At 57.1% G+C, this 21,652-nt stretch carries 17 protein-coding genes; 12 read left to right on the plus strand and 5 right to left on the minus strand.

The window, feature by feature from the left end:
• The first annotated feature begins 319 nt into the window (after positions 1-319).
• The 5 genes from J3P97_RS13570 (at position 320) to J3P97_RS13590 (ending at position 5,204) form a co-directional block, all read left to right on the plus strand.
• Positions 320-1,330, plus strand: coding sequence for a chemotaxis protein CheB (locus J3P97_RS13570; protein ID WP_434674471.1), 1,011 nt, complete (start codon positions 320-322; stop codon positions 1,328-1,330).
• Positions 1,331-1,496: 166 nt separating this feature from the next.
• The gene (locus tag J3P97_RS13575) at positions 1,497-2,336 is read left to right on the plus strand and encodes an alpha/beta fold hydrolase (protein ID WP_434674472.1); all 840 of its coding nucleotides are present in this window, start codon (positions 1,497-1,499) and stop codon (positions 2,334-2,336) included.
• A gap of 187 nt (positions 2,337-2,523) precedes the next feature.
• Positions 2,524-2,748, plus strand: coding sequence for a DUF2188 domain-containing protein (locus J3P97_RS13580; protein WP_041478933.1), 225 nt, complete (start codon positions 2,524-2,526; stop codon positions 2,746-2,748).
• Between the two features lie 191 nt (positions 2,749-2,939).
• Positions 2,940-3,395 (plus strand): hypothetical protein, encoded by a 456-nt coding sequence (locus tag J3P97_RS13585; RefSeq protein ID WP_434674473.1) that lies wholly within the window; start codon positions 2,940-2,942, stop codon positions 3,393-3,395.
• Between the two features lie 297 nt (positions 3,396-3,692).
• Positions 3,693-5,204, plus strand: coding sequence for a sensor domain-containing diguanylate cyclase (locus J3P97_RS13590; protein WP_434674474.1), 1,512 nt, complete (start codon positions 3,693-3,695; stop codon positions 5,202-5,204).
• A gap of 552 nt (positions 5,205-5,756) precedes the next feature.
• Here the strand turns inward: J3P97_RS13590 and J3P97_RS13595 are convergent.
• A complete protein-coding gene (locus J3P97_RS13595) occupies positions 5,757-6,638 on the minus strand; it encodes a manganese catalase family protein (protein ID WP_434674475.1) in 882 nt (293 codons plus the stop codon).
• A gap of 433 nt (positions 6,639-7,071) precedes the next feature.
• Here J3P97_RS13595 and J3P97_RS13600 point away from each other — a divergent pair, with 433 nt between their 5' ends.
• Positions 7,072-8,337, plus strand: coding sequence for an APC family permease (locus tag J3P97_RS13600; protein WP_434674556.1), 1,266 nt, complete (start codon positions 7,072-7,074; stop codon positions 8,335-8,337).
• A gap of 455 nt (positions 8,338-8,792) precedes the next feature.
• On the opposite strand, the gene J3P97_RS13605 is transcribed toward J3P97_RS13600, so the two are convergent.
• Positions 8,793-9,137, minus strand: coding sequence for an SH3 domain-containing protein (locus J3P97_RS13605; protein ID WP_434674476.1), 345 nt, complete (start codon positions 9,135-9,137; stop codon positions 8,793-8,795).
• Between the two features lie 721 nt (positions 9,138-9,858).
• Here J3P97_RS13605 and J3P97_RS13610 point away from each other — a divergent pair.
• The 3 genes from J3P97_RS13610 to J3P97_RS13620 all read left to right on the plus strand — a co-directional run bounded on the left by J3P97_RS13610 (position 9,859) and on the right by J3P97_RS13620 (position 13,711).
• Positions 9,859-10,845 (plus strand): NAD(P)H-dependent flavin oxidoreductase, encoded by a 987-nt coding sequence (locus tag J3P97_RS13610; RefSeq protein WP_434674477.1) that lies wholly within the window; start codon positions 9,859-9,861, stop codon positions 10,843-10,845.
• The gene (locus tag J3P97_RS13615) at positions 10,835-11,710 is read left to right on the plus strand and encodes a crotonase/enoyl-CoA hydratase family protein (RefSeq protein ID WP_434674478.1); all 876 of its coding nucleotides are present in this window, start codon (positions 10,835-10,837) and stop codon (positions 11,708-11,710) included. The genes J3P97_RS13610 and J3P97_RS13615 overlap by 11 nt, the downstream gene beginning before the upstream one ends.
• A 138-nt stretch (positions 11,711-11,848) precedes the next feature.
• Entirely contained in the window at positions 11,849-13,711 is a 1,863-nt protein-coding gene (locus tag J3P97_RS13620) for an FAD-dependent oxidoreductase (protein WP_434674479.1), read from the plus strand.
• 529 nt (positions 13,712-14,240) lie between these two features.
• Here J3P97_RS13620 and J3P97_RS13625 read toward each other — a convergent pair.
• Together J3P97_RS13625 and J3P97_RS13630 are read right to left on the minus strand one after the other, a co-directional pair.
• Complete coding sequence (locus J3P97_RS13625) at positions 14,241-15,209, minus strand: AraC family transcriptional regulator ligand-binding domain-containing protein (RefSeq protein WP_434674480.1); 969 nt, start codon at positions 15,207-15,209, stop codon at positions 14,241-14,243.
• Positions 15,210-15,299: 90 nt separating this feature from the next.
• Positions 15,300-16,298, minus strand: a complete 999-nt coding sequence (locus J3P97_RS13630) for an AraC family transcriptional regulator (RefSeq protein ID WP_434674481.1) — start codon at positions 16,296-16,298, stop codon at positions 15,300-15,302.
• A 169-nt stretch (positions 16,299-16,467) separates the two neighbouring features.
• Here J3P97_RS13630 and J3P97_RS13635 point away from each other — a divergent pair, with 169 nt between their 5' ends.
• The gene (locus J3P97_RS13635; protein ID WP_434674482.1) at positions 16,468-16,614 is read left to right on the plus strand and encodes a hypothetical protein; all 147 of its coding nucleotides are present in this window, start codon (positions 16,468-16,470) and stop codon (positions 16,612-16,614) included.
• Positions 16,615-16,617: 3 nt separating this feature from the next.
• Here the strand turns inward: J3P97_RS13635 and J3P97_RS13640 are convergent, their stop codons facing one another.
• Positions 16,618-17,214, minus strand: a complete 597-nt coding sequence (locus J3P97_RS13640; protein ID WP_434674483.1) for a TetR/AcrR family transcriptional regulator — start codon at positions 17,212-17,214, stop codon at positions 16,618-16,620.
• Positions 17,215-17,333: 119 nt separating this feature from the next.
• On the opposite strand from J3P97_RS13640, the gene J3P97_RS13645 reads away from it, so the two are divergent.
• Positions 17,334-18,491: a MexC family multidrug efflux RND transporter periplasmic adaptor subunit gene (locus J3P97_RS13645; RefSeq protein ID WP_434674484.1), complete on the plus strand. Its 1,158-nt coding sequence runs from the start codon at positions 17,334-17,336 to the stop codon at positions 18,489-18,491.
• Positions 18,492-18,518: 27 nt separating this feature from the next.
• Positions 18,519-21,650 (plus strand): multidrug efflux RND transporter permease subunit, encoded by a 3,132-nt coding sequence (locus J3P97_RS13650; RefSeq protein ID WP_434674485.1) that lies wholly within the window; start codon positions 18,519-18,521, stop codon positions 21,648-21,650.
• Positions 21,651-21,652 lie beyond the last annotated feature (2 nt).

The raw sequence follows: 21,652 nt of genomic DNA on the forward strand, positions 1-21,652 counted from the left end.
GGGACGCTCGACGCAGGTCAAGTCCCCACAGATGTCCTCGCAGCGTATTGAAGAGCGTGTGGCGCCTCGCGTTCTGATCTCCTGCGCTAGCATGGAATTCATCTCCAGTTGTGCGCTTGAGGCTATGAATGCTGCGTAGCAATCCCTTGATCTAGATCAAACATTGCTCAATTTTTCGAACCTTCCTTCAGAGGTATCTATCGAAACTAGGAACAGGGTAAGCGCATCACCGGGGAAGATCGGCAAGCACTTATCGCGAATTAGTTGAGGCAGATGAGTCAAATTCGAGCGTGCGACAGCTAGCAACCAGGATCGATCCATGCAGCAAGAAAACCACAACCACCCAGTTATAGTCATCGGAACGTCCAGCGGCGGACTCGCTGCACTGCGTGAGTTTCTTGCCGAGCTTCCGTCTGATTTTAATGCGGCTGTCTTCGTCACGATGCACATCGGAGACCAACCTAGTGCTCTCCCTAGCCTTCTAACCCAGTCGAGCCAATTGCCCGTCGGCTTCGCTTTGAGCCAAGAGCAGGTAGTGACGGGTCGTGTATACATAGCCCCTCCCGATAAGCATCTCCTTGTCAAAAAAGGAGCTATTCAGATCACTCGAAGCGCCAAGGAAAACCACTCGCGGCCCGCGATTGATCCAATGTTTAGATCGGCTGCCATCAGCTACGGAAGCAGTGTCATAGGGGTGTTGATGACCGGCGAGCTTGATGACGGTGTAGTTGGGCTTCAGGCGATAAAAGCCTATGGCGGACTGGCCTTCGTACAAGATCCTGAGACTGCTGAAGCGCCCTCAATGCCAACGAACGCTCTCCGGCATGTGACCGTGGACGGATGCTTGCCGCTCACCGAGTTGAGTAAGAGGCTCGTACAGGTCATCAATCAGCGTACAGCGGAGGCGACAGCGGCTTCTGAGTCAAAACGTATCGAGCCATTCGCAACGGAGAATGATCTGGCTGAGGACTTCAGTAAGGGAGGTACCTCCGCGCTGGATGAGATCGGCCGAGTCGCAGGCATCTCCTGTCCTGAGTGCGGAGGCGCTCTGTGGGAGGTACACGCGTCATCGCCCCGGTTTCGCTGCCATACCGGTCATGCCTATACCGCCGCCGCATTATTTCATGCGCAGGATGAAACGATTGAGGAAGCACTCTGGGTGGCCATTAGAGCGTTGCATGAAAAACAGTTGCTCCTTGGTCGGCTCGTTCAGAGCAGCAGAGATGGCGGGCGCTTGGGCGCGTTACGAGAATACGAACTTGCAAGTGAGGGACTCGAAGGCCACAAGGCAACTCTTCGAGAATTGGTTTCATCCTTACGTCCCGGTTGAACCCGCGCCGACTCGGGTTCTTTTATTGTGGCGCCCAGTAACGTGTACGGCTCCGGTGAAGATGTTCGAAAGTTAGTTTGAAGCATCTATCAGGCTGTCTATTGCCGAAAAAATCGAGTTTTTACAGCTCATCTAGACTGCTGAACGGATGACAGAGGAGGTATCCATGCCGAGCCGAATGATGACAGTTAAAGACTTGCAGGTGAATGTCTCAACCGCCGGCCAAGGCCCACCCTTACTCCTACTCAACGGTTTGGGAGGTTTGATTAAAACCTTCGATGCTTTGCGCGACGAACTAAGCGACTACACGACGATCACGCTGGACGTGCCTGGTGTCGGCAAATCGCAGATGCCTCGCTGGCCGATGCGTTTGCCAAGCCATGCCGATCTGATCGCCGAAATGCTAAAGCAACTGGGCATCGACCATATTGATGTATTCGGCGTGAGCTGGGGCGGTGCATTGGCGCAAGAGTTGGCTCTTCGTCATCCCACCATGGTACGAAGGCTTATCTTGGCGGCGACCTCTGCGGGCCCGGTGCTACTGGTAAAGCCCGCCGACATCCTGGAATTTTTTAGAGGGAGCGCAGGCGGCAAACAGCCCGAACGAGATGGTTCAGCCAGTTCGACACAGGCGCTGCTGCGTTTCGGTGTTGTAAAGCGAATGCTAACCGTACGCCTGCGAACCTATCATCACCAGCTAGCCGCTTTGGTAGGCTGGACAAGTCTGCTGCGGTTATTCCGTCTGCGCTCGCGCACGCTTATTCTGATCGGCGACCGTGACACCGTGGTACAACCTTACAACGCGCACATCCTGAAATGCTCAATTCCACGATCCGAACTCCGCGTGCTTAAGGGCGAGGGGCATTTCTTCGTAGTGACCAGTGCCGGGCGAACTGCTGCCTTGATACGTGAATTTCTTTGTAGGCAGCAGAACGGCGAAGGCCCAGTGCCCGAGATCTCAAACCGCGCCAGAAAGCCACGCTTACAGCGAACCAGGACTGTTTGAGCTTTGCCATGCTAAAGCTCTTACTGCTGTGTAGCGGCTAGTCCCATGCTTCGGGCGTTGCGCCCACGTCCCGAGGAAACTCAAGAGGATTTTCGTAAGCATCCAGAATGCCGCCAATCCGTTCAAACTCTTCGCTTCTCCTATGGTCAACCTGACAGGTATTGATCGTCATGTCAGAGGTGAGCCAATGGATAACTATCACATCAAAAAAACGGAAAAACTTTGGGAGCTCGTCAAAGAGGGCGCGCAACGTGCCTCCAAGACCGCATCTACCAAAGCAGAAATCACCGAGATAGCGAGCGAATTTCTTCAGGGCAAGACAGCCTCTCTCAAAATCCACAAAGAGGACGGCACGATCCAAGAGGAGCGTACATTTCCTCGTTCAGCAGATCCTAGAAAAACGAAAGGGTAAACAGACCACCTGCCCAGGGAGGTGCGGTGCCCATTGCGCCGCAATGCTGTGAATGCGGCCGACCGGAGGTCTCGCCGCATTTCAAGTGAACTTAATTTCTAACTCAGGTGCAGATCATGGTGATCGCATGTCTAGGATGGGGATCGTTGATCTGGAAACCAGGCGCCTTACCGCTTGCGAGCGAGTGGTTTATGGACGGCCCCGTGTTGCCCATCGAGTTCGCGCGGGTCAGTGATAACGGCGATCTTACGACAGCCATCTGCGCAAACGCACCTGGGTGCAAAGTGCTTTGGACGGTATTGGATCTGGACAACCTTGATGAGGCACGCGAGGCTCTTATAATTCGGGAGGGGGTTCCTCAAGACCGGGAGGATGGCATCGGTAGTTTCGTGGTCGGTACGAACGCAGCGGGAATCATCGCTGAATGGGCGATCGCCCGCCGATTGGACGCGGTAGTTTGGACAGGACTGCCACCAAGATTCGGAGGCGTTGAGGGGCTCGTCCCCGCAGCCGAGGACGCTATTGGCTATCTCGCCGGCTTAAGCGGAGAAACACTTGAGAACGCGCGCGACTACATCAAACAAGTGCCGCCGCAGATCGATACGCCTTACCGGCGAGAAATCATTTCAAGGTTAGGGTGGCAGTGACCTGTGCTGAAAGCCCGGAACGATTCACGCCATCATGCCCATTCGTGGGTCTGAGGTACCCAAGACGGTGATCCTCCTACGATGAAGAAAGTGGGGGTCGCTGCGATTCGCAATCTTCAATCGATAGGTTTATGAAGCATCTAGGTGTGTAGGTGGGAATCTGCGGTGGGGTATGTGAAGAAATAACGCCTGTCTGCGCAGATTTTCAGAGATCCGAAGCTGCGGGTGAACGCTTTAATTTCCACGCCGGTATAAAAATTGCTCGTTTGAGCCCACCGCTAATTTGAAGACGTATATATGACGCTCTCCTTACCGATCTACGCAAGGCTGACACCTAAAGCGCTGTCCCTTTCGCTGATAGGTTTCGTTCTTCTAGTTTGTTTATCGTTGATCCTTGCTACTGCTTGGCAGATTGTGCAGTCGTCCGGTGAGCGAGTAGACGCGGCCAAAATAACTGTTTCGAACATTGTACTTGCCGCTGAACAGCAGGCCCGTGACACGATGCTGCAGGCCGACAATACCTTGCGGGATCTTGCTGAGCGTGTGGCGCACGATGGAAGCGGCCCTGATCAACAGGAGCGGTTGGCGAAGCTGATGGCCCGCCAAGTTAACGACATTGAAGGCGTTCAGGGCCTATTCATCTTCGATGCTCAAGGCAATTGGATGGCCAATTCGTTTTCCGAAGGTTTGCAAACCAAAAACAACGGCGACAGAGCTTACTTTCGATATCACCGTGAGCACGATGACCAGTCCATCCACGTTGGCTCGATAGTGGAAAGTCGAACGACAGGGGATATGGTGATCCCTATAAGTCGGCGTATCCAAACAGCCGATGGAGCTTTTGCAGGGGTTGCGTTAGCCACGGTTCCGGTTTTATATTTTCAAAGCTTTTTCAAACGTATGGCCGTGGACGACGAAGGGGTAATTTTCCTAGCACTCGATAACGGCGAACTCCTCGCGCGACGCCCGACCGTCGCAGCATTGATGACAACTAATCTTTCCAAAGGCGAAATTTTTAGCAGGTATCTACCTGAGAGCGATAGCGGGACTGCAGTCATTAAATCTATCGTGGATGGTATCGAGCGGATCTACGCCTATCGTCGTCTGGCTGGGCTGCCCATCGTCGCAGCAGCTGGCGTGTCGTACGAGCATGTATTTGCCCCTTGGTGGTCATATGTTTACCAATCGGTTGCACTGGTAGGTTCCATCATACTGGCGTTGGCAGTTTTAGGTAGCTTGCTTTATCGGCAGATCCAACAGCTGCTAGTTGCAGAGTACGAGCTAAAAATAATCCGAAAGGAGTTAGAAGTGATAGCCCATACAGATGGTCTTACTTCTCTAGCAAATAGGAGAAGCTTTGACTTGGCTATGGATAAAGAATGGAAGCGTGCCACGAGAAATCAGACAAGCATATCCGTAATCCTTTTGGATATAGATTTGTTCAAACAATATAATGACCGTTACGGCCATCTAAGCGGCGACGATTGTCTTGTACACGTAGCGAACCTTATTGCAGCCAACGTCAACAGACCGGGTGATATCGCTGCTCGCTACGGTGGGGAGGAGTTCGTAGTTTTGCTTCCGGACACTGAACTGGCAGGTGCGGTCATGGTTGCAGAAAATATTAGGCTTTCCCTATCGAATGCAAATCTTCAACATTCAGCGAGCCCCTTCGAAATAGTCACCATAAGCTCAGGTGTAGTCTCGACCTCTAGAACAGGAGAGGAGAGTCCAAAAGAGTTTCTGATCAAAGCTGACCGTTTGCTGTACGCGGCGAAATCTAAAGGGCGGAATCGGGTAGAGGCTTAGTTTCGTGATTTGAGCGTGCATTGGTCACATCCGGCTTGGGCGGGCACGCCTGCCTACATGGATTTTAAAACGATGCTTACAATATCGGAAAACATCATCAGCGTGCCGGCTAAGAAGATTGCGCTACCGAATAAAAATGTAGGTCTATGTGCATTTACGACCCTGATGTTAAATCCCGAATTCTTCGTAAATCTCATTGTAGTTTCCTCTTGCGGGAGCTAATCAGCCCCATCCGATACGGTATTCTTGCCGCCGTAAGACCGCGAACCTATATTGTCAACGTAGGTACGGTCTCGTTAATTCCTGTGCACTGGGTTCGGGGTAGCCCTCGCTCGCAAGGTTGTTTGGAATTAGCTTCCCCATACCGAACGCATTTACTGCCATGTTCACCCTTAAACCTCGACAGGCCTGCCGACAGTCATGTTCAAAGCCAGCAGAAGCTGCCTCCATCAAATGCTGGAAAGGGTCAGTAGTCAGCGAGGATACTTTGTAGTTTTTCATTACGGTCATCCGAGTTTGTGGCGGCCTCGGCATGAGGCCGCCTTATTATTTTCAGACGTCTTTGCCTTGGACATAACCGGAGCCTAGGTCAGCACCGGTAACCGGTTCGCTGAGCGAATCTGAGGCCGTGCGTGTCTTCATCGCCTCCAACACATCTACATCCTCGGCAGGAAGGTTGACCGACGCCAGGCCATCGCCGCCGTCTACCGCCGGTTCGGGATTTTCCACGTACTCCCAAGCATCACCCTCGTTCCACGGGCCTCGTACGTTCGGCTGGCCCGACATACTGAAATACTTGTTGGTGAACTCTGGCATACCCGGAAGTTTGCCCTGCGGGAAGTTCGGTTGGATCGCATGCAAAGCTTTCTCGAACGACTTTTGGTGTGCGATTTCCCGCGTCATTAAGAAACCAAGCGCCTCCTTTACACCTGGATCATCAGTAATGTTGATCAAGCGTTCGTAGAGGATTTTTGCCCTTGCTTCCGCCGCAATGTTCGAGCGGAAGTCGGCTGTAGGTTCGGTGATCGAGTCAACATACGCCGCCGTCCAAGGCACACCTGCCGAATTGACGAGAGGTGCGCCTGCGCCGTAAAGCAGACTTGTGATGTGCGAGTCATTACCGGCGCCATTTAGGGCTCGGTATAGCTCTCCTTCCTCTTGGACGCCCTCGGCGAGCTGACCCTTCGCACCTTTGTTGAGCATCACAATAATGGAGCCGACAACCTCCAAGTGGCTCAATTCTTCGGTGGCAATATCCAGCAGAAGATCTTTTCGCCCTGGATCTTCCTCTGCTAACGCTTGAGTAAAATAACGTGCTGCCGCTGCCAATTCGCCGTTGGCGCCACCGAATTGTTCGAGTAGCAGATTCGCAAGACCTGGATTTGGCTCGGCAACGCGAACGGTGTACTGAAGTCGCTTGTTATGAATAAACATTCAGATTTCCTCATGCTTAGCTTTCGCGCGATCACCAATGCTGGCGTTGGCGCATGCATAATTTGTGAGGAGGGGAATAAACAAAAATTTCCTGCTCTAGATTTCTGACCGGACGGACGGCAGCGCGGTATAAGTTCAAAAAAAAGACGGAGCAAGGAGCGTGGTGTGCGTGTTCTAGGGTGAAAGGAGCGCTTGTGGCGATAACACGAGTCGCTAATAGTGCCGCCGACTCAGCGATGGAAATTATCTTCCACTTCGTACCCGTTTATCCCAGAGACGTGCATTGAACTTTGCTGTGCGCGACATTTTCCATTGTTTGAGGTGACAAGCATCCAGCTCCGCGCGCCGAAGCTGACTATCACACCTGAACTAAGGAATGAACGTGACTGCTACCACTCATAAAACTTCTCTGCGCCGGGCCATCACTTTTCCGATGCTGTTTCTGTTTATTCTTGGCGATGTACTCGGCGCCGGCGTTTATGCACTTGCCGGCACGATCGCGGGAGAGGTGGGCGGCGCAATATGGGTGCCGCTGCTGATTGCACTATTCTTCGCCATGTTGACGGCGGGTTCCTACGCAGAGCTGGTATCGAAGTATCCCCACGCCGGCGCGGCTTCGGTTTTTGCTGAAAAGGCGTTCAAGTCACCGCTTGTTTCCTTCCTCGTAGGTTTTTGCATGCTGGCTGCCGCGATGACCAGCGCTGCAGGGTTGTCGCTGGCATTTGCAGGGGATTACCTCAACGCCTTCGTTGACGTATCGCCGCAAATTGCAGCTCTGGTGTTTCTCTTGGCTATTGGCCTGCTCAATGCGCAGGGGATCAAGGAGTCGCTTGGCGCGAATCTGGTGATGACCGTGATTGAGCTATCCGGGCTAATTTTGGTGATCGTGGCGGCCATCTGGTATTTCCGCACAGGCGAGGCGGATCTGGGGCGAACGCTTACGTTCAAACCTGGCGTCAGTCCCATGCTTGCCGTGCTGGGGGCGGCATTGCTGGCTTTCTATTCCTTCGTTGGCTTCGAAACCTCGGCCAATCTGGCCGAGGAAATTAAGGATGTGCGGAAGGTCTACCCCCGCGCTTTGTTCGCGGCTTTGCTTACCGCTGGCGTGGTTTACATGGCGGTGGGTGTGGCTGCCTCGTCGGTTCTGCCTACCGAGAAGTTGGTCGCCACGTCGGCGCCGTTACTGGAAGTTGTCCGCGCATCGACTCTCGAAATTCCGCCGACACTGTTCTCCTTCATTGCGCTGATCGCTGTCGCCAACGGTGCGCTGTTAACCATGATCATGGCCAGTCGTTTGACATATGGCATGGCAAACCTCGGACTGTTGCCAGGCATTTTGGGTGCGGTTCTGCCGAAACGACAAACCCCATGGGCGGCGATTATCGCAACCACCGTGGTGGCAATTGCCCTGACGTTAACTGGTACCTTGGCAACGCTGGCGCAAACGGTCGTATTGCTCTTGCTGTTCGTTTTTCTCAGCACAAACGTCGCGGTGTTGGTATTGCGTCGCGACCTAGTCGACGAGCGTCACTTCCGAGTCCCTACATTTGTCCCGGTGCTAGCCATCGCGTCGTGTCTCGTGCTGCTGAGCCAGCAGAGTTGGGAAACGTGGACGCGGGCAGGTGTATTGATCATCGTAGGGATGCTGCTGCACGGATGTTCTCGTCTCAACCTGTCGCCCATGAACAAGCCTGGCTAGCGCACCGCACCCGCCACGCTGGGCTTACTGGTAGCTGAGAGCTTCAGAAACCGTTTGTCTGACGCGCGACCGCCAAGTCGAAATAAATGAAACGGCTCCCATTTCCATGCTTTCCAATATATATGCCTGCCACGGCATTGCAGGCTGCTCATGTAAATTCTCCTTTTGCCCGCACATTGTGCGGGCTTTTTAACTCTTCCGCGCGAGTGAGTTCTCGTTTGCGGAATTGTTGGAAGGCAAGGTGCGCGATGAGGCCCGCAACTGAACTCAACGAATCAGCGAATAAGTGTATCCACCCGTATATTCGTAAGGGGTATTACCTCGGGATACCAAGTGACGTTTATGCGTGCGTGATTTGTGGTGAGCAACGCCCTGCAAACAGCTGGGATGAGTTTGAGCGACGCCGTACGCCGCCTAGTGGCCTGCTCAATAAGAAATAGCCGTTCGCTAATATTCTATACGCCGTAACGCTTGTTTCCGCCTGAGGTGATGCAATATCTACCACCTCTGGGGCCTATGCAAACGTTCCCGGACGAGCAGGGACAAGAAGAACTGTATTCGGTGGCAGGTCGATATGCAGGTTGTGGCGCGGGTCGTAGTGATTTCGGCTGGGTTCTGACGTAGCAGTTCGATCCGCTGCAAAGACGTTTAGAGGAAAGCCATCTAGCCGGCTGGCCATCAATGCTTATGCGTACCCATTCGTTTCGTTTTTCAAATACCTGCACGTTATCTCCGCGCTGAAGCTTCGAAATGACTTTTCCGCCGGGTTGATCCCGGATGTTGAGCTTGTCGGTGCTCACGTACTGGTCGGGTGGTGCAGCTATTGGCGAGGTAGATGCAGCCGGTGCGGATGTCGATTTACCCGGTGTGCTGAGGGCTGCGGGCTGAGTCTGAGATGTAGGAGTTTCCTTTTTCCCGATCGCCCACAGAACGGCGAAAACGATCAAAAGCGGACAAACCAAGATCGGGGTTTCTTGCGCATATCCATTGCTCTCAGAGGAAACGATACATCAGGTATTTCGCCATGGGACTGGGGCTGCGTCGCCAAACCAGCTAATGGGTTATTGAGAGGTTAGCCATGCTTCGAGTCGTTGCAGGCGACTAAGCTCGAGTACTTTTTGTTTCCCCAGGCGCAAGAGTGCGAAGAGTCGCTGTCGGTCAGCATGCATGGAAAACCAATCAGCTATTTCAACATTGCGATCCGCAGCCGGACAACGCGGGGAAAGCGGTCGCGCGCCCAGGCCGTAGCGGCTCAACTGGCTACGCGAGGCCTGTCGGGAATTTCGAGCGACTACCTAGTCGTCCGGCTCTCCATCGTCCCAGCCCGAGCAACTTTCTGCGCCATTTCGAATCCGCCGTCGGTACTTGGATGAAATTTGTTGCAAGCGGCGAACATGCAACATTAAGGTAACGTGTGTTAGGTTAATTTGCGCTTCGATCTTGTGCTGCACAGTTATGGGGCGTCAGATCGCTCAATTGCATCTGCGATGTCCTTTTCTTGATGGTCCAAAGGGGGTTTAAATGCGTACAAGAATTACCGAGCTGACGGGTACGCGATATCCGATTGTTCAGGGGGGAATGCAGTGGGTCGGTCGGGCCGAGTTGGCCAGCGCGGTCTCCAACGCTGGTGCCCTCGGCATACTGACTGCGCTGACCCAGCCGACGCCCGATGCGCTGGCAGCGGAGATTGCGCGGTGCCGGTCGATGACCGACCAGCCATTTGGCGTCAACCTCACCGTCCTGCCGACCACCACGCCGCCACCCTATGCGGACTACGTGACGGCCATCATCGAAAGCGGGGTGAAGGTGGTGGAGACGGCGGGGCGCAGTCCCGCCGACTTCATCGAGCGATTCAAAACCGCAGGCATCAAGATAATCCACAAATGCACCGCGGTCCGTCATGCCCTGTCGGCCGAGCGGGCGGGTGTGGATGCGGTCAGCATCGATGGGTTCGAGGCCGCGGGTCATCCCGGCGAGGACGATGTGCCGGGCCTCGTCCTTATCCCGGCTGCGGCGGCGGCTTTGGGGATTCCGATCCTTGCCTCAGGCGGCATCGCCGATGGCCGCGGCATGGCGGCGGCGCTGATGCTTGGTGCGGAAGGCATCAACATGGGCACGCGTTTCATGCTGACGAAGGAAGCACCGATCCACGCCGCTATCAAGGATGCGGTCGCAGCGGGTAGCGAGTTGGATACGAATCTCATCTTCCGCGTTTTCCGCAACACGGGCCGGGTCTTCCGCAATGCCGTCTCGGATGAAGTGGTGGCGCTAGAACGACGCCCAGGGGCGACGTACGAGGATATCAGGGCCCTAGTTGCGGGGGCGCGCGGGCGTGCCGCATTGGAGGGCGGGGAAGTGGATGGCGGCCTCCTCTGGGCAGGGCAGGGCATCGGCCTCATCAAGGACGTGCCGAGCTGTGCCGAACTCGTCGAACGCATGGTGAGCGACTGTCGCCAGGCCATCGCTCGCGGCGCTGCGCTGACGCAGGAGAGCGCCCATGTCCTATAAGACGATCCGCTATGAGGTGGGGGACGACGGGATCCTGCTGCTCACCCTGTCGCGACCCGAGCAACTAAACGCCTTCACCGTTGATATGTGTAGCGAGCTGGCCGATGCCTATCGGCGTGCCAGTGGCGACGATACCGTGCGCGCCATCGTCGTGACTGGGGATGGCCGAGCTTTCTGTGTGGGCATGGATCTCTCGGTCGACGGCAATGTCTTCGGGCTGGATGAGAGCCTGACTCCTACGCTGGAGGACGTGCGCCAACGTCGGGATACGCCGGAGGTCCTGCAGGGCGTGAGCGACACTGGTGGGCGGGTGACGCTGGCGATGTACGACTGCTTGAAGCCAATCATCGGCGCGGTCAATGGTCCAGCGATTGGTGTCGGCTCGACTATGTTGCTGCCCATGGATTTCCGTTTTGCCTCCGACAGGGCACGCTTCGGCTTCGTATTCGGCAAGCTAGGGGTCACTGCCGAGGGCTGTTCCAGCTGGTTCCTGCCGCGCCTTGTGGGCTTGGAGCAGGCGCTGGAGTGGTTTTATCGGGCCGAGATCTTCGACGCCAACGAGGCGCTGGAAAAGGACTTGATCCGGGCAATATTGCCCGCTGAAACGCTGGTGGACGAGGCCCGCGCCTTCGCCACTGCGCTGGTCAAGGACCGTTCGCCGGTATCGATAGGGCTCATACGCCAGATGCTGTGGCGAAACAGCGCACAGGCGCACCCGCTCGCTGCGCATGAGGTGGAGTCGCTGGCCATGTTCTACACCAGCCAGGCCGATGGCAGGGAAGGGGTCCAGGCGTTCCGCGATAAGCGGCCTGCGCGCTTCTCCGCCAAGGCGTCCAGCATGCCGCCGTTCTACCCCTGGTTCTAGACGGTTCGTCACCCCGAGAAAAGAAACGATCGCTAGCGATGGCTTGGTTAGGTGCGACTGGTTGCCTCCGGCTCGACATAAGAGCTGAGCTCTTTTGCAGAGGGCGTCGCAAGAACACCAGCAAACGGAGTCAGAACAATGAGCAATGTAGAACACACTCAAGTGCCATCTGGAACGGGAATCCTGATCGAAGCCGAAGATTTCGATAGCTACGGTGGTTGGGTCCTCGATTCCCAGTTTGAAACGGTGATGGGCTCTCCCTACTTGCTTGCCCATGGCCTTGGTCGCCCAGTGTCCGATGCAACAACGGTTGTCGCTATCGCCAATGCTGGTGAATACGAGGTGTGGGTGCGCGCAAAGGACTGGGTGCCTGCGCATCATCCCGGCCGGTTCGCTCTGTCGATCAACGGCATTCTGCTCGAAACGGAGTTCGGCGCGAATGGGCAGGATTGGTCCTGGCAGTGCGCCGGAAAGGTTTCGCTTCCGCAGGGCGATGTGAGCTTGGCGCTACACGACCTGACAGGCTTCGAGGGGCGCTGTGATGCAATCTATCTCCGTGTGGATGGAATGCTGCCGCCAAACGACGTTAATGAGGCCAGCCGAGCTTGGCGTAGGGCCCTGCGCGGTCTTCCGGACAACCCGGTTGATGCGGGAGAGTACGATGTGGTCGTCGTTGGCGGTGGCATTTCCGGCTGTGCAGCAGCGCTCGCCGCCGCGCGTCTCGGTCAGCGCGTTGCGCTGATTCACGACCGCCCAGTTCTCGGCGGCAATGCAAGCAAAGAGATTGGTTTGATGCCGCGCGGTACTCAGGGCGCCCTGCTCAAGGAGTTGTCTGCGCGAACCGCTGATGGTGACCTGGTGGCCTTTACATTGCTTGAAGCTGAGCCGACCGCGACAGTGTACCTCGAACATCGCACTGTCGCTGTCGCCACCGATGGCGTGAGGATCGTCTCGGTCAACGCCGTTCAGGCTCGCGGTGGCCATGAGCGCTGCTTCAAAGGCGCGGTGTTCATTGATTGTACTGGCACGGCAATGCTGGGCGTTCTTGCAGGGGCGCAGACCATGTTCGGACGGGAGGCAAAGTCAGATTTCAATGAGCACTATGCGCCTGACGTCGGGGATGACATGCACCATGGCAACACATTGTTCTTCCGTACACGGATTGCTGAACACTCAGCTCCGTTTCCAGAGGTACCTTGGGCGACCGAAGTATCCAAAGACTACGCAAACCTCAGTGGGCAGTTGGTTGTGGCAGGTATTGAAAACGGTCCTGGCCCGAAAGCCGGAGCAAATCCGGACACACCGGAGTTCAGGTTTGGCAGATCCTCCGATACTTTCCCTGCGACCCATTTCTGGGAATACGGCCAGTGGCTCGACCCCTACGTTGAGGGAGAGCATATCCGCGATTATCTACTTCGAGCGCTCTATGGGACGTTCTCGAATGTCAAGAATCTTGAGCCCAGGAAATACGCGAACCTTGAGTTGGAGTGGATCGCCCATGTTACTGCGCAGGGAGAGTTCAGGCGATATCTCGGTGACTATATCCTCACGGAAAAAGACATCCGCGACCATAAGCAATTCCCCGACACGTTGATCGCCAATGACGGATCGTTCTGCATACACTGCGCTTGGGGACCGGGCGAGGGCAAGTACAATTTCCGCCTCAAGGACTGGATCTTCGACGCACGTGACAAGGAGTCGTACGAGATCCCGTACCGTTGCCTCTACTCGGCTAACATCGAGAACCTGATGATGGCCGGGAAGCACATCAGTGTCACGCATGTCGCTGGTTCTGCGACTAAATTCATGGGCAACGGCGCACAGCATGGCGTTGCAGTCGCCGCTGCGGCTGCCCTATGCAACAAGATCGGTACGACACCGCGTGGCCTGTATGAAAATCACCTCGACGAACTTAAGGGCCTCGTGCTCCAACTCACCCGCTGCGATCATGATATGGCAAGCCATCCACCTACAAGGCAGTTCGAGTCGGTTCCCGGCTAGCAGAGGGTGATCGATGGCTCGGCCGGGCCGTCGGTCAAGCATAGTGGGTGCTACTAAGGTCCGTAACAGGCTAGCTGCTGGGACGCCTCGGCAGTTGGTTTCCCTGACCGAGCACTTTGGGCAGAGATTAAAGTGTATGAAGCGAAGCAGACTAGCGGATCGATACTGCTCCATATCCAGAGAGGCTCCTGCGCTGACGGATGTTTGGTCATTCGGAATCCTTAGAGAAATTGCTTGGCGAACATACAATTCGACGGTTTGCAGATGCGAACCGGCGTGTCGCCCCATTCGCTGACTCCGATGGGAAATCGATAATGACGTCCGCTCCCATCACCTGGATCTTAGCTTGTCACGATTGTCTATACAGATTCACTCATAAGGGAGAGACCCTCGTTGAAATGATGTGGTGAGCCCACATCCTACGTCCGCATGGCTCCTGCTGACAGCTATTGGCCGATGACTGCTACTTACTACAATCATTTTGCTGTAGTGCTGATTTCCAACACAAAAGAGTTCCATGTAAATACATTCAAGGTCGCTGTTTCACTCGAATGCGAAGCAATAAGGGCTGTCTGTTCACTCCGGATTGCCTGCACCACTCCAGCACCGAGACCCCAAACCATCGATGAAAAGCCCGCGAGAATGTACTGACATCGGCGTAGCCCAGCAGGTGCGCTACTTGCGGCAGACTGATCGTCGGGACCTGCAGGTATTTGCGCACCAGTTGCTGGCGCGTCTCGTCCAGCAACTGCTGAAAAGAGGTGTTTTCCTCAGCCAGGTGGCGCTGCAAGGACCTCGGGGTGACGGCCATGCAGTCGGCCACTCTGTCAATCGTCGCACGGCCGCTGGGCAACAGATTGCGCAGCAATTGCCTGACGTAGCCCGGCATGGCGTCGGTCGACAGGCGTTCGATGCCTGCCAAATGTTCAGCGATGAGCTGATGCAGGGCTTCACTGGCGCAATCCAGCGGCTGCGCAAGCACACTGGTGTTGAAGAGCAATCCCGTGTGGGCGGCTGAAAACGTCGGCGTGATGGTTAGCGCCTGCCGATAGAGGCCTTCATCCGCCAAAGGCGCATGGCGGAGCATGATTGCCTCGGGTTGCCATTGTTCACCGATGAGGGTTTGCATCAGGCGCAGACCGACCCCGCACGCCAGCTCTTCGGCCTGCGCCAGGCCGTCGATCTCCTGCTCATTGGCTCGATAACCCAGTAACGCGATGCCGTCGGCCACCTCCAGATAGAGATGCGCCGCGCCGTTGTACAGGGCGAAATTGGCACGCAGTTCGCGCAGCGCGTCGCCGACGGTGCGGGTGTTGCGAATCAGGAAAAACATGTCACCGAAGACGTTGACTCCCTGATGGAGGCCGAACTCCAGACCGAACAATGCGTTATTCGAGCACTGCCGGCACAGCGTCAACAAGCGGCAGTAATTGCGAAAGGACATGATGTCTTCCAGGCGCTGCAGTGACGCGACGGGCAGACCCGCCTGGCGCAGCATTCCGTTCGGCTCCAATCCTTGACGCCGGGCGAATGGATCGAAACCTGTCAGGCTGATGGCGCGAATGAACGGGTTGCAAGCCATGTCGAGTTACCGAGGTAAGTGTTGCATGCGTTGTTTCCACTGCTGCGGGCTGACCCCGTTCCAGCGCGTGAATGCCCGGGAAAACGCGCTCAGGTCGGCGTAACCTAACAGACCAGCTACTTGCGTCAGGCTGAGCGACGAATCGCAGAGGTTTCGCGCGGCCATCGCTCGGCGCGTCTGGTCCAGCAACTCCTGAAATCCCGAGCCCTGCGCTCGAAGATAGCGCTGCAAGGTGCGTGGACTGATCATCATGTATTCCGCCATGTCACGCAGCGTGACCGGGCCGCGGGCCAGTTCATTGCGCAGCCTTTTTTGCAGGTAAGACGGCAATTCCTCTAGCGTCACACGGGCCAGTTCGTCGATATGTTGCCGAGACAATTGTTGGTATCTGGCGTCTGTCGTGCCCAGCGGTGTCGTCAGTAATGACTCATCAAACACCCAGGCATTGACCAGGCTGTCGAAACGCGGAGCCACCCCGAGCAAGGCGCGATAGGTCAGGCGGTTGTCCGGAGCACTGTGGCGCAACAGCAGCGCTTTTGGTTGCCAGGCATGCCCGAGCAGTTCACGCAGCAGGCAACTGGCGATACCCATCGCCAGTTCCACGGTCTGGCGGACCGAAATCAAGGTGCCATCCGTGACGTCATATAGCAGCAGGGCGTTGCCGGCCTGACGCTCAAGCTGCACGAGCGCGCCGTCGCTATGGATATGGAAATAACATGTCAGCAAATTCAGCGCCTCGCCGACTGTGGCTGAACTGCGCATGGCGTAGAGCAGGGTGCCGAGACTTTGCGTGCCCTGGCGCAAGCCGAACTGCACGCCGAATAGCGGGTTGTTCGAGCGCTGAGCGCACAAGTCGATCAAGGTATTGAACTGCGCGCCGGACAGTCGAGTATTCAGCGGGTCTTCAGGCAGATCTACCACAGCCAGCGCCGACTCCGGGTCGATGCCCTGACTGGCACAAAATGCCTTGAACCCCAGCAGCGCAGTACCCCGAATGGTGGACATCCGCTCAACCCTCAGAATGACCGGCCGCCGCTGGCCGGAAAGAACTGGCACGATTTGCAAAATCGCTGGCGCGATCTGCAAAGCTTTCACCGCGCTTAGAGGGCCAGACTCGAAGCGCCCACAACAATAAAACTGCGTTCAGCCCGCGGCTGGATGATGGAGGTGTTCGATGCGCCGGTTCCTGTTTGCTTTGCTCGCGGTCGCACTGGTTTCGGGTGCGCTGTATTCGCAGCACCGGCCAGTTGGCCATACGGTTGTCCATCATTCCAGTCACCCTCCGGTCGCCAGCATCAGCGATGCCTTCACCCATTTCTAAGCGTTAGAACATTTTTTCCGGCACGCAGGCCTGCTCGCGCAATTGACCACCGGCCAGCGCGCCATGCAGGAACATTTGCTCAAGGGTGCGTGCCGAATCGGCGTTGGCGGCTCGCCCGCGCTGTTCGGCATCCACCAGGCCATACACCAGCGTGATGAACAGCTCGGTGAAAATCGCGGCGGTGATGTCGATGCGAAACAGCCCTTGTTGCTGGCCTCTCAGAAAAAATCCGTCCAGCGCCTCCAGGTAAAACTGCCAGCGTGTGTCGCCCCGTTCGAAATCGAGAAAGTCGGGGCGGTAATGTGCCATCAGAAACGCCAACAACTCGCGGTGGGCGAGGTGTTCGCGTATCAATCGACGTAACGCGTCCAGCGCCTGCGAATGCTGCAAACCGGCGCGGCGGATAATCAGATTGAGCGTTGCTTCGGCGTGTTCTTCCAGTCTCTGCACCAGATTTTCCCGTGTTCCGCAATGGCGGTGCAGGGTGGCCTTGCTCACGCCTGCCAATTGCGCCAGTTCTTTCATGGTTGCCCTCGGCCGGTTGACGACCGCCACGGTCAACGATTTGAGCAGGCGTTCTTCCTGGTAAATAAGGTTCATCACCAAGCCTCAAGCGACCGTCACGTAAGATTCAATATTTTCTCATATGAGTCTTCGTTGACTCATTGGAGTTTGGAAAGTAGCATTCGCGCCAAATTCAATCAAGCCTCGGGTGAGTTATGGGCAATTTGCGTGCAGTAGGGATGGCGGGGTCGTTGGCAGTTGCCATTGCGCTGGCCGGGTGTGGACCAGCGAATGAACAGGCGGATATGTCCGAAGTGGCGCGCCCGGTAGAAGTATTAGCCGTGAAGACCGAACCTCTGGCACTTACGTCAGAGCTGCCGGGCCGGGTGGAACCGATGCGCGTTGCGGAAGTGCGTGCGCGGGTGCCGGGCATCGTAATGCAGAAGCGTTTTGAAGAGGGCGCTGATGTCAAAGCCGGCGACCTGCTGTTCCAGATCGACCCGGCACCTCTGAAAGCAGCCCTGGCTCGCGCCGAGGGTGGACTGGCCCGTGCGCAATCCGTTGCACTCGAGGCTCAGGCACGGGTCAAGCGTTATGAACCGCTGGTGAAGATCGAGGCGGTCAGTCAGCAGGACTACGACAGCGCCATGGCTGATTTGCGCAGTGCACAGGCGGCCACGCGTTCGGCCCAGGCCGATCTGCAAAGCGCCCGGTTGAACCTGGGTTATGCCTCGGTAACCGCGCCGATTTCCGGGCGTGTCGGCCGCGCCCTGGTCACCGAGGGTGCCTTGGTCGGTCAGGGTGACGCAACGTTGATGGCGCGGATTCAGCAGCTGGATCCGGTGTATGTCGACTTCACCCAATCGGCCGCTGACGCGTTGCGTCTGCGCGAATCGCTCAAAGGCGGAAAACTCTCCGCCGACGACAACAAGGCGTTGTCGATTCGTGTCGACGGCACTGCTTACGAGCGTCAGGGAGCACTGATGTTTACCGATGTCGCCGTTGACCGCGGCACCGGCCAAGTCTCGTTGCGTGGCAAGTTCGCCAACAGCGACGGTGTGTTGCTGCCGGGCATGTTCGTGCGCGTGCGCACACCTCAAGGCACCGACAACCAGGCCATTCTCGTGCCGCAGCGCTCGGTGCAGCGCGGCAGCGATGGCAGCGCGCAGGTCATGCTGGTCGGCACCGACGGCCGCGCCGAAGCGCGCAATGTGGTGACCGGTTCCATGCAGGGTTCGCGCTGGCAGATCAGTGAAGGTCTGAAGGCTGGCGATCAGGTGATTGTCAGCGGCCTGAGTGGCCTGCAGGCAGGCGCCAAGGTCGTGCCGGGTCAGCCCCAAGCCCAGGCGCAGGCGCCTGAGTCGAAACAGTAAGGGCGCCGTCGCCGCGAGGATATTCCGATGTCTCAGTTTTTCATCAAACGCCCGAACTTCGCCTGGGTGGTAGCGTTGTTCATCTCTCTGGCCGGTCTGCTGGTCATTCCGATGCTGCCGGTGGCACAGTACCCCAACGTCGCGCCGCCGCAAATCAAGGTGACGGCGACCTATCCCGGTGCCTCTGCGAAGGTGCTGGTGGACTCGGTCACTAGCGTGATCGAAGAGTCGCTCAACGGTGCGAAGAACCTGCTGTATTTCGAGTCGACCAACAACTCCAACGGTATCGCCGAGATTGCAGTGACGTTCCAGCCAGGCACCGACCCGCAGCTCGCCCAGGTTGACGTGCAAAACCGTCTGAAAAAAGCCGAAGCGCGGATGCCGCAAGCCGTGCTCACCCAAGGTCTGGAGGTGGAGCAGACCAGTGCCGGTTTCCTGCTGATCTATGCGCTGAACTATAAGGAAGGCACTCAGCACAGCGACACCACCGCTCTGGGCGACTACGCCGCGCGCAATATCAACAACGAGCTGCGCCGGGTCCCGGGCGTCGGCAAGCTGCAGTTCTTCTCCTCTGAAGCAGCGATGCGAGTCTGGCTCGACCCGCAGAAACTGTTGGGATACGGGCTGTCGATCGACGACGTCAGCGCGGCCATCCGTGGCCAGAACGTGCAAGTGCCGGCCGGCAGCTTCGGCAGTACGCCGACCAGCAGCCAGCAGGAACTGACCGCCACCCTGGCGGTGAAAGGTACGCTGGACAATCCGGAAGAATTCTCACGCATTGTCCTGCGTGCCAACGAGGACGGTTCCACAGTCAAACTGGGCGACGTCGCCCGCGTGGAAATCGGTCAGGAAAGTTACAACTTCAACTCGCGTCTGAATGGCAGACCCGCCGTGGCAGCGGCGATCCAGTTATCGCCCGGCGCCAACGCGATCCAGACCGCAACCGCGGTCAAGCAGCGCCTGGCCGAACTGTCGGCCTACTTCCCGGATGACGTGGAATATTCCGTTCCTTACGACACCTCGCGTTTCGTCGATGTCGCGATCGAGAAGGTGATTCATACCCTGATCGAAGCGATGGTTCTGGTATTTCTGGTGATGTTCCTATTCCTACAGAACATCCGCTACACCCTGATTCCGTCGATTGTGGTGCCTGTGTGTCTGCTCGGCACGCTGCTGATGATGTACGTGCTGGGCTTCTCGGTGAACATGATGACCATGTTCGGCATGGTGCTCGCCATCGGCATTCTGGTGGACGACGCAATCGTCGTGGTGGAGAACGTCGAGCGGATCATGGCCGAAGAGGGCTTGTCGCCGGTCGACGCCACGGTGAAAGCCATGGGGCAGGTATCGGGCGCGATCATCGGTATCACCCTGGTGCTGTCGGCGGTGTTCATGCCGCTGGCATTCATGTCCGGCTCGGTCGGTGTGATCTACCAGCAGTTCTCGGTATCACTGGCGGTGTCGATTCTGTTCTCCGGTTTCCTCGCACTGACGTTCACCCCGGCGCTATGCGCCACGCTGCTCAAGCCGATTCCACAAGGGCACCATGAAAAGCGTGGCTTCTTCGGCGCCTTCAACCGTGGTTTTGCTAATCTCACCGAACGTTACTCGGTGCTGAACAACGGACTGGTGGCGCGTGCCGACCGGATGATGTTGGTGTACCTGGGCATTATCGCAATGCTCGGTTTCTTCTACCTGCGCCTGCCGGAATCGTTCGTGCCGGTGGAGGATCAGGGCTACATGATCGTCGACGTCCAGCTGCCGCCGGGTGCGACCCGCACCCGTACCGAAGCGACCGGCGAACAACTGGAGCGCTACTTGGCTACCCGCGACGGGATTCAGTCGACGTTTCTGGTGTCCGGCTTCAGCTTCTCCGGGATGGGCGATAACGCAGCGCTGGCGTTCCCGGTGTTCAAGGACTGGTCAGAGCGTGGCGAAGATCAATCGGCCATGGCAGAAGTCAATGCGCTGAACGAGCAATTTGCCGTGGCCAACGACGGTGCGGTGATGGCCGTGCCACCGCCGCCGATTGACGGGCTGGGCAACTCCGGTGGTTTCGCCTTGCGCCTGCAGGATCGTGCCGGTCTGGGCCGTGAAGCATTGCTCGCTGCCCGTGATCAGGTGCTTGGCCAGGCCAACGGCAACTCGAAAATTCTCTACGCGATGATGGAAGGGCTGGCCGAGTCGCCGCAATTGCGCGTGGTGATCGACCGTGACAAGGCGCGCACCCTGGGGGTGAGTTTTGAATCGATCAGCAGTGCGTTGTCTGCCGCCTTCGGTTCGGAGGTGATCAACGACTTCACCAACGCTGGCCGCCAGCAGCGCGTGGTGGTGCAGGCCGAGCAGGGCGACCGGATGACTCCGGAAAGCGTGCTCAAGCTGTATGTACACAACACCGCGGGCGATCTGGTGCCGTTCAGTGCCTTCGTCACCACGCATTGGGAGGAAGGTCCGGTGCAGGTAGTGCGCTACAACGGTTATCCGTCGGTGCGCATCGTCGGTGATGCGGGGCCGGGCTACAGCACCGGTGAAGCCATGGCGGAAATGGAGCGTATCGCCGCGCAATTGCCGGCCGGCTTCAGCTACGAGTGGACCGGTCTGTCCTATCAGGAGAAGGTCTCCAGCGGTCAGGCCACGCAACTCTTCGCGCTGGCCATTCTGGTGGTGTTTCTGCTGTTAGTGGCGCTGTACGAGAGCTGGGCGATTCCGCTGACCGTGATGCTGATTGTGCCGATCGGCGCCATCGGTGCGGTACTTGCGGTGATGGTCGCCGGCATGCCCAACGACGTGTACTTCAAGGTTGGCTTGATCACCATCATCGGTCTGGCAGCGAAAAACGCGATTCTGATCGTCGAGTTCGCCAAGGAGCTTTGGGAGAAAGGTTACAGCCTGCGCGACGCCGCGATCGAGGCCGCACGGCTGCGCTTTCGACCAATCGTGATGACGTCCATGGCGTTCATTCTCGGCGTGGTGCCGCTGGCACTGGCGACCGGGGCAGGGGCCGCGAGTCAGCGGGCGATCGGTACCGGGGTGATCGGCGGCATGCTCAGCGCGACGCTGCTGGGGGTGTTGTTTGTCCCGATCTGTTTTGTCTGGGTGCTGTCGATGTTGCGCAGTAAACCAGCGCCCATTGAACAACCCGCTTTGACTCAGGAGTGACA

Origin of the sequence: Pseudomonas sp. R1-15, assembly GCF_051132085.1 — a bacterium.
Taxonomy (GTDB): domain Bacteria; phylum Pseudomonadota; class Gammaproteobacteria; order Pseudomonadales; family Pseudomonadaceae; genus Aquipseudomonas.

What these genes read in the sequence shown, in the direction of transcription:
- J3P97_RS13635 (WP_434674482.1), top strand. Translation starts at nt 16,468, where the DNA reads ATGCGCCGGTTCCTGTTTGCTTTGCTCGCGGTCGCACTGGTTTCGGGT.
- J3P97_RS13610 (WP_434674477.1), top strand. Translation starts at nt 9,859, where the DNA reads ATGCGTACAAGAATTACCGAGCTGACGGGTACGCGATATCCGATTGTT.
- J3P97_RS13625 (WP_434674480.1), bottom strand. Translation starts at nt 15,209, where the DNA reads ATGCTGCGCCAGGCGGGTCTGCCCGTCGCGTCACTGCAGCGCCTGGAA.
- J3P97_RS13640 (WP_434674483.1), bottom strand. Translation starts at nt 17,214, where the DNA reads ATGAACCTTATTTACCAGGAAGAACGCCTGCTCAAATCGTTGACCGTG.
- J3P97_RS13570 (WP_434674471.1), top strand. Translation starts at nt 320, where the DNA reads ATGCAGCAAGAAAACCACAACCACCCAGTTATAGTCATCGGAACGTCC.
- J3P97_RS13645 (WP_434674484.1), top strand. Translation starts at nt 17,334, where the DNA reads ATGGGCAATTTGCGTGCAGTAGGGATGGCGGGGTCGTTGGCAGTTGCC.
- J3P97_RS13630 (WP_434674481.1), bottom strand. Translation starts at nt 16,298, where the DNA reads ATGTCCACCATTCGGGGTACTGCGCTGCTGGGGTTCAAGGCATTTTGT.
- J3P97_RS13615 (WP_434674478.1), top strand. Translation starts at nt 10,835, where the DNA reads ATGTCCTATAAGACGATCCGCTATGAGGTGGGGGACGACGGGATCCTG.
- J3P97_RS13585 (WP_434674473.1), top strand. Translation starts at nt 2,940, where the DNA reads ATGGACGGCCCCGTGTTGCCCATCGAGTTCGCGCGGGTCAGTGATAAC.
- J3P97_RS13600 (WP_434674556.1), top strand. Translation starts at nt 7,072, where the DNA reads ATGCTGTTTCTGTTTATTCTTGGCGATGTACTCGGCGCCGGCGTTTAT.
- J3P97_RS13590 (WP_434674474.1), top strand. Translation starts at nt 3,693, where the DNA reads ATGACGCTCTCCTTACCGATCTACGCAAGGCTGACACCTAAAGCGCTG.
- J3P97_RS13575 (WP_434674472.1), top strand. Translation starts at nt 1,497, where the DNA reads ATGCCGAGCCGAATGATGACAGTTAAAGACTTGCAGGTGAATGTCTCA.
- J3P97_RS13580 (WP_041478933.1), top strand. Translation starts at nt 2,524, where the DNA reads ATGGATAACTATCACATCAAAAAAACGGAAAAACTTTGGGAGCTCGTC.
- J3P97_RS13620 (WP_434674479.1), top strand. Translation starts at nt 11,849, where the DNA reads ATGAGCAATGTAGAACACACTCAAGTGCCATCTGGAACGGGAATCCTG.
- J3P97_RS13650 (WP_434674485.1), top strand. Translation starts at nt 18,519, where the DNA reads ATGTCTCAGTTTTTCATCAAACGCCCGAACTTCGCCTGGGTGGTAGCG.
- J3P97_RS13595 (WP_434674475.1), bottom strand. Translation starts at nt 6,638, where the DNA reads ATGTTTATTCATAACAAGCGACTTCAGTACACCGTTCGCGTTGCCGAG.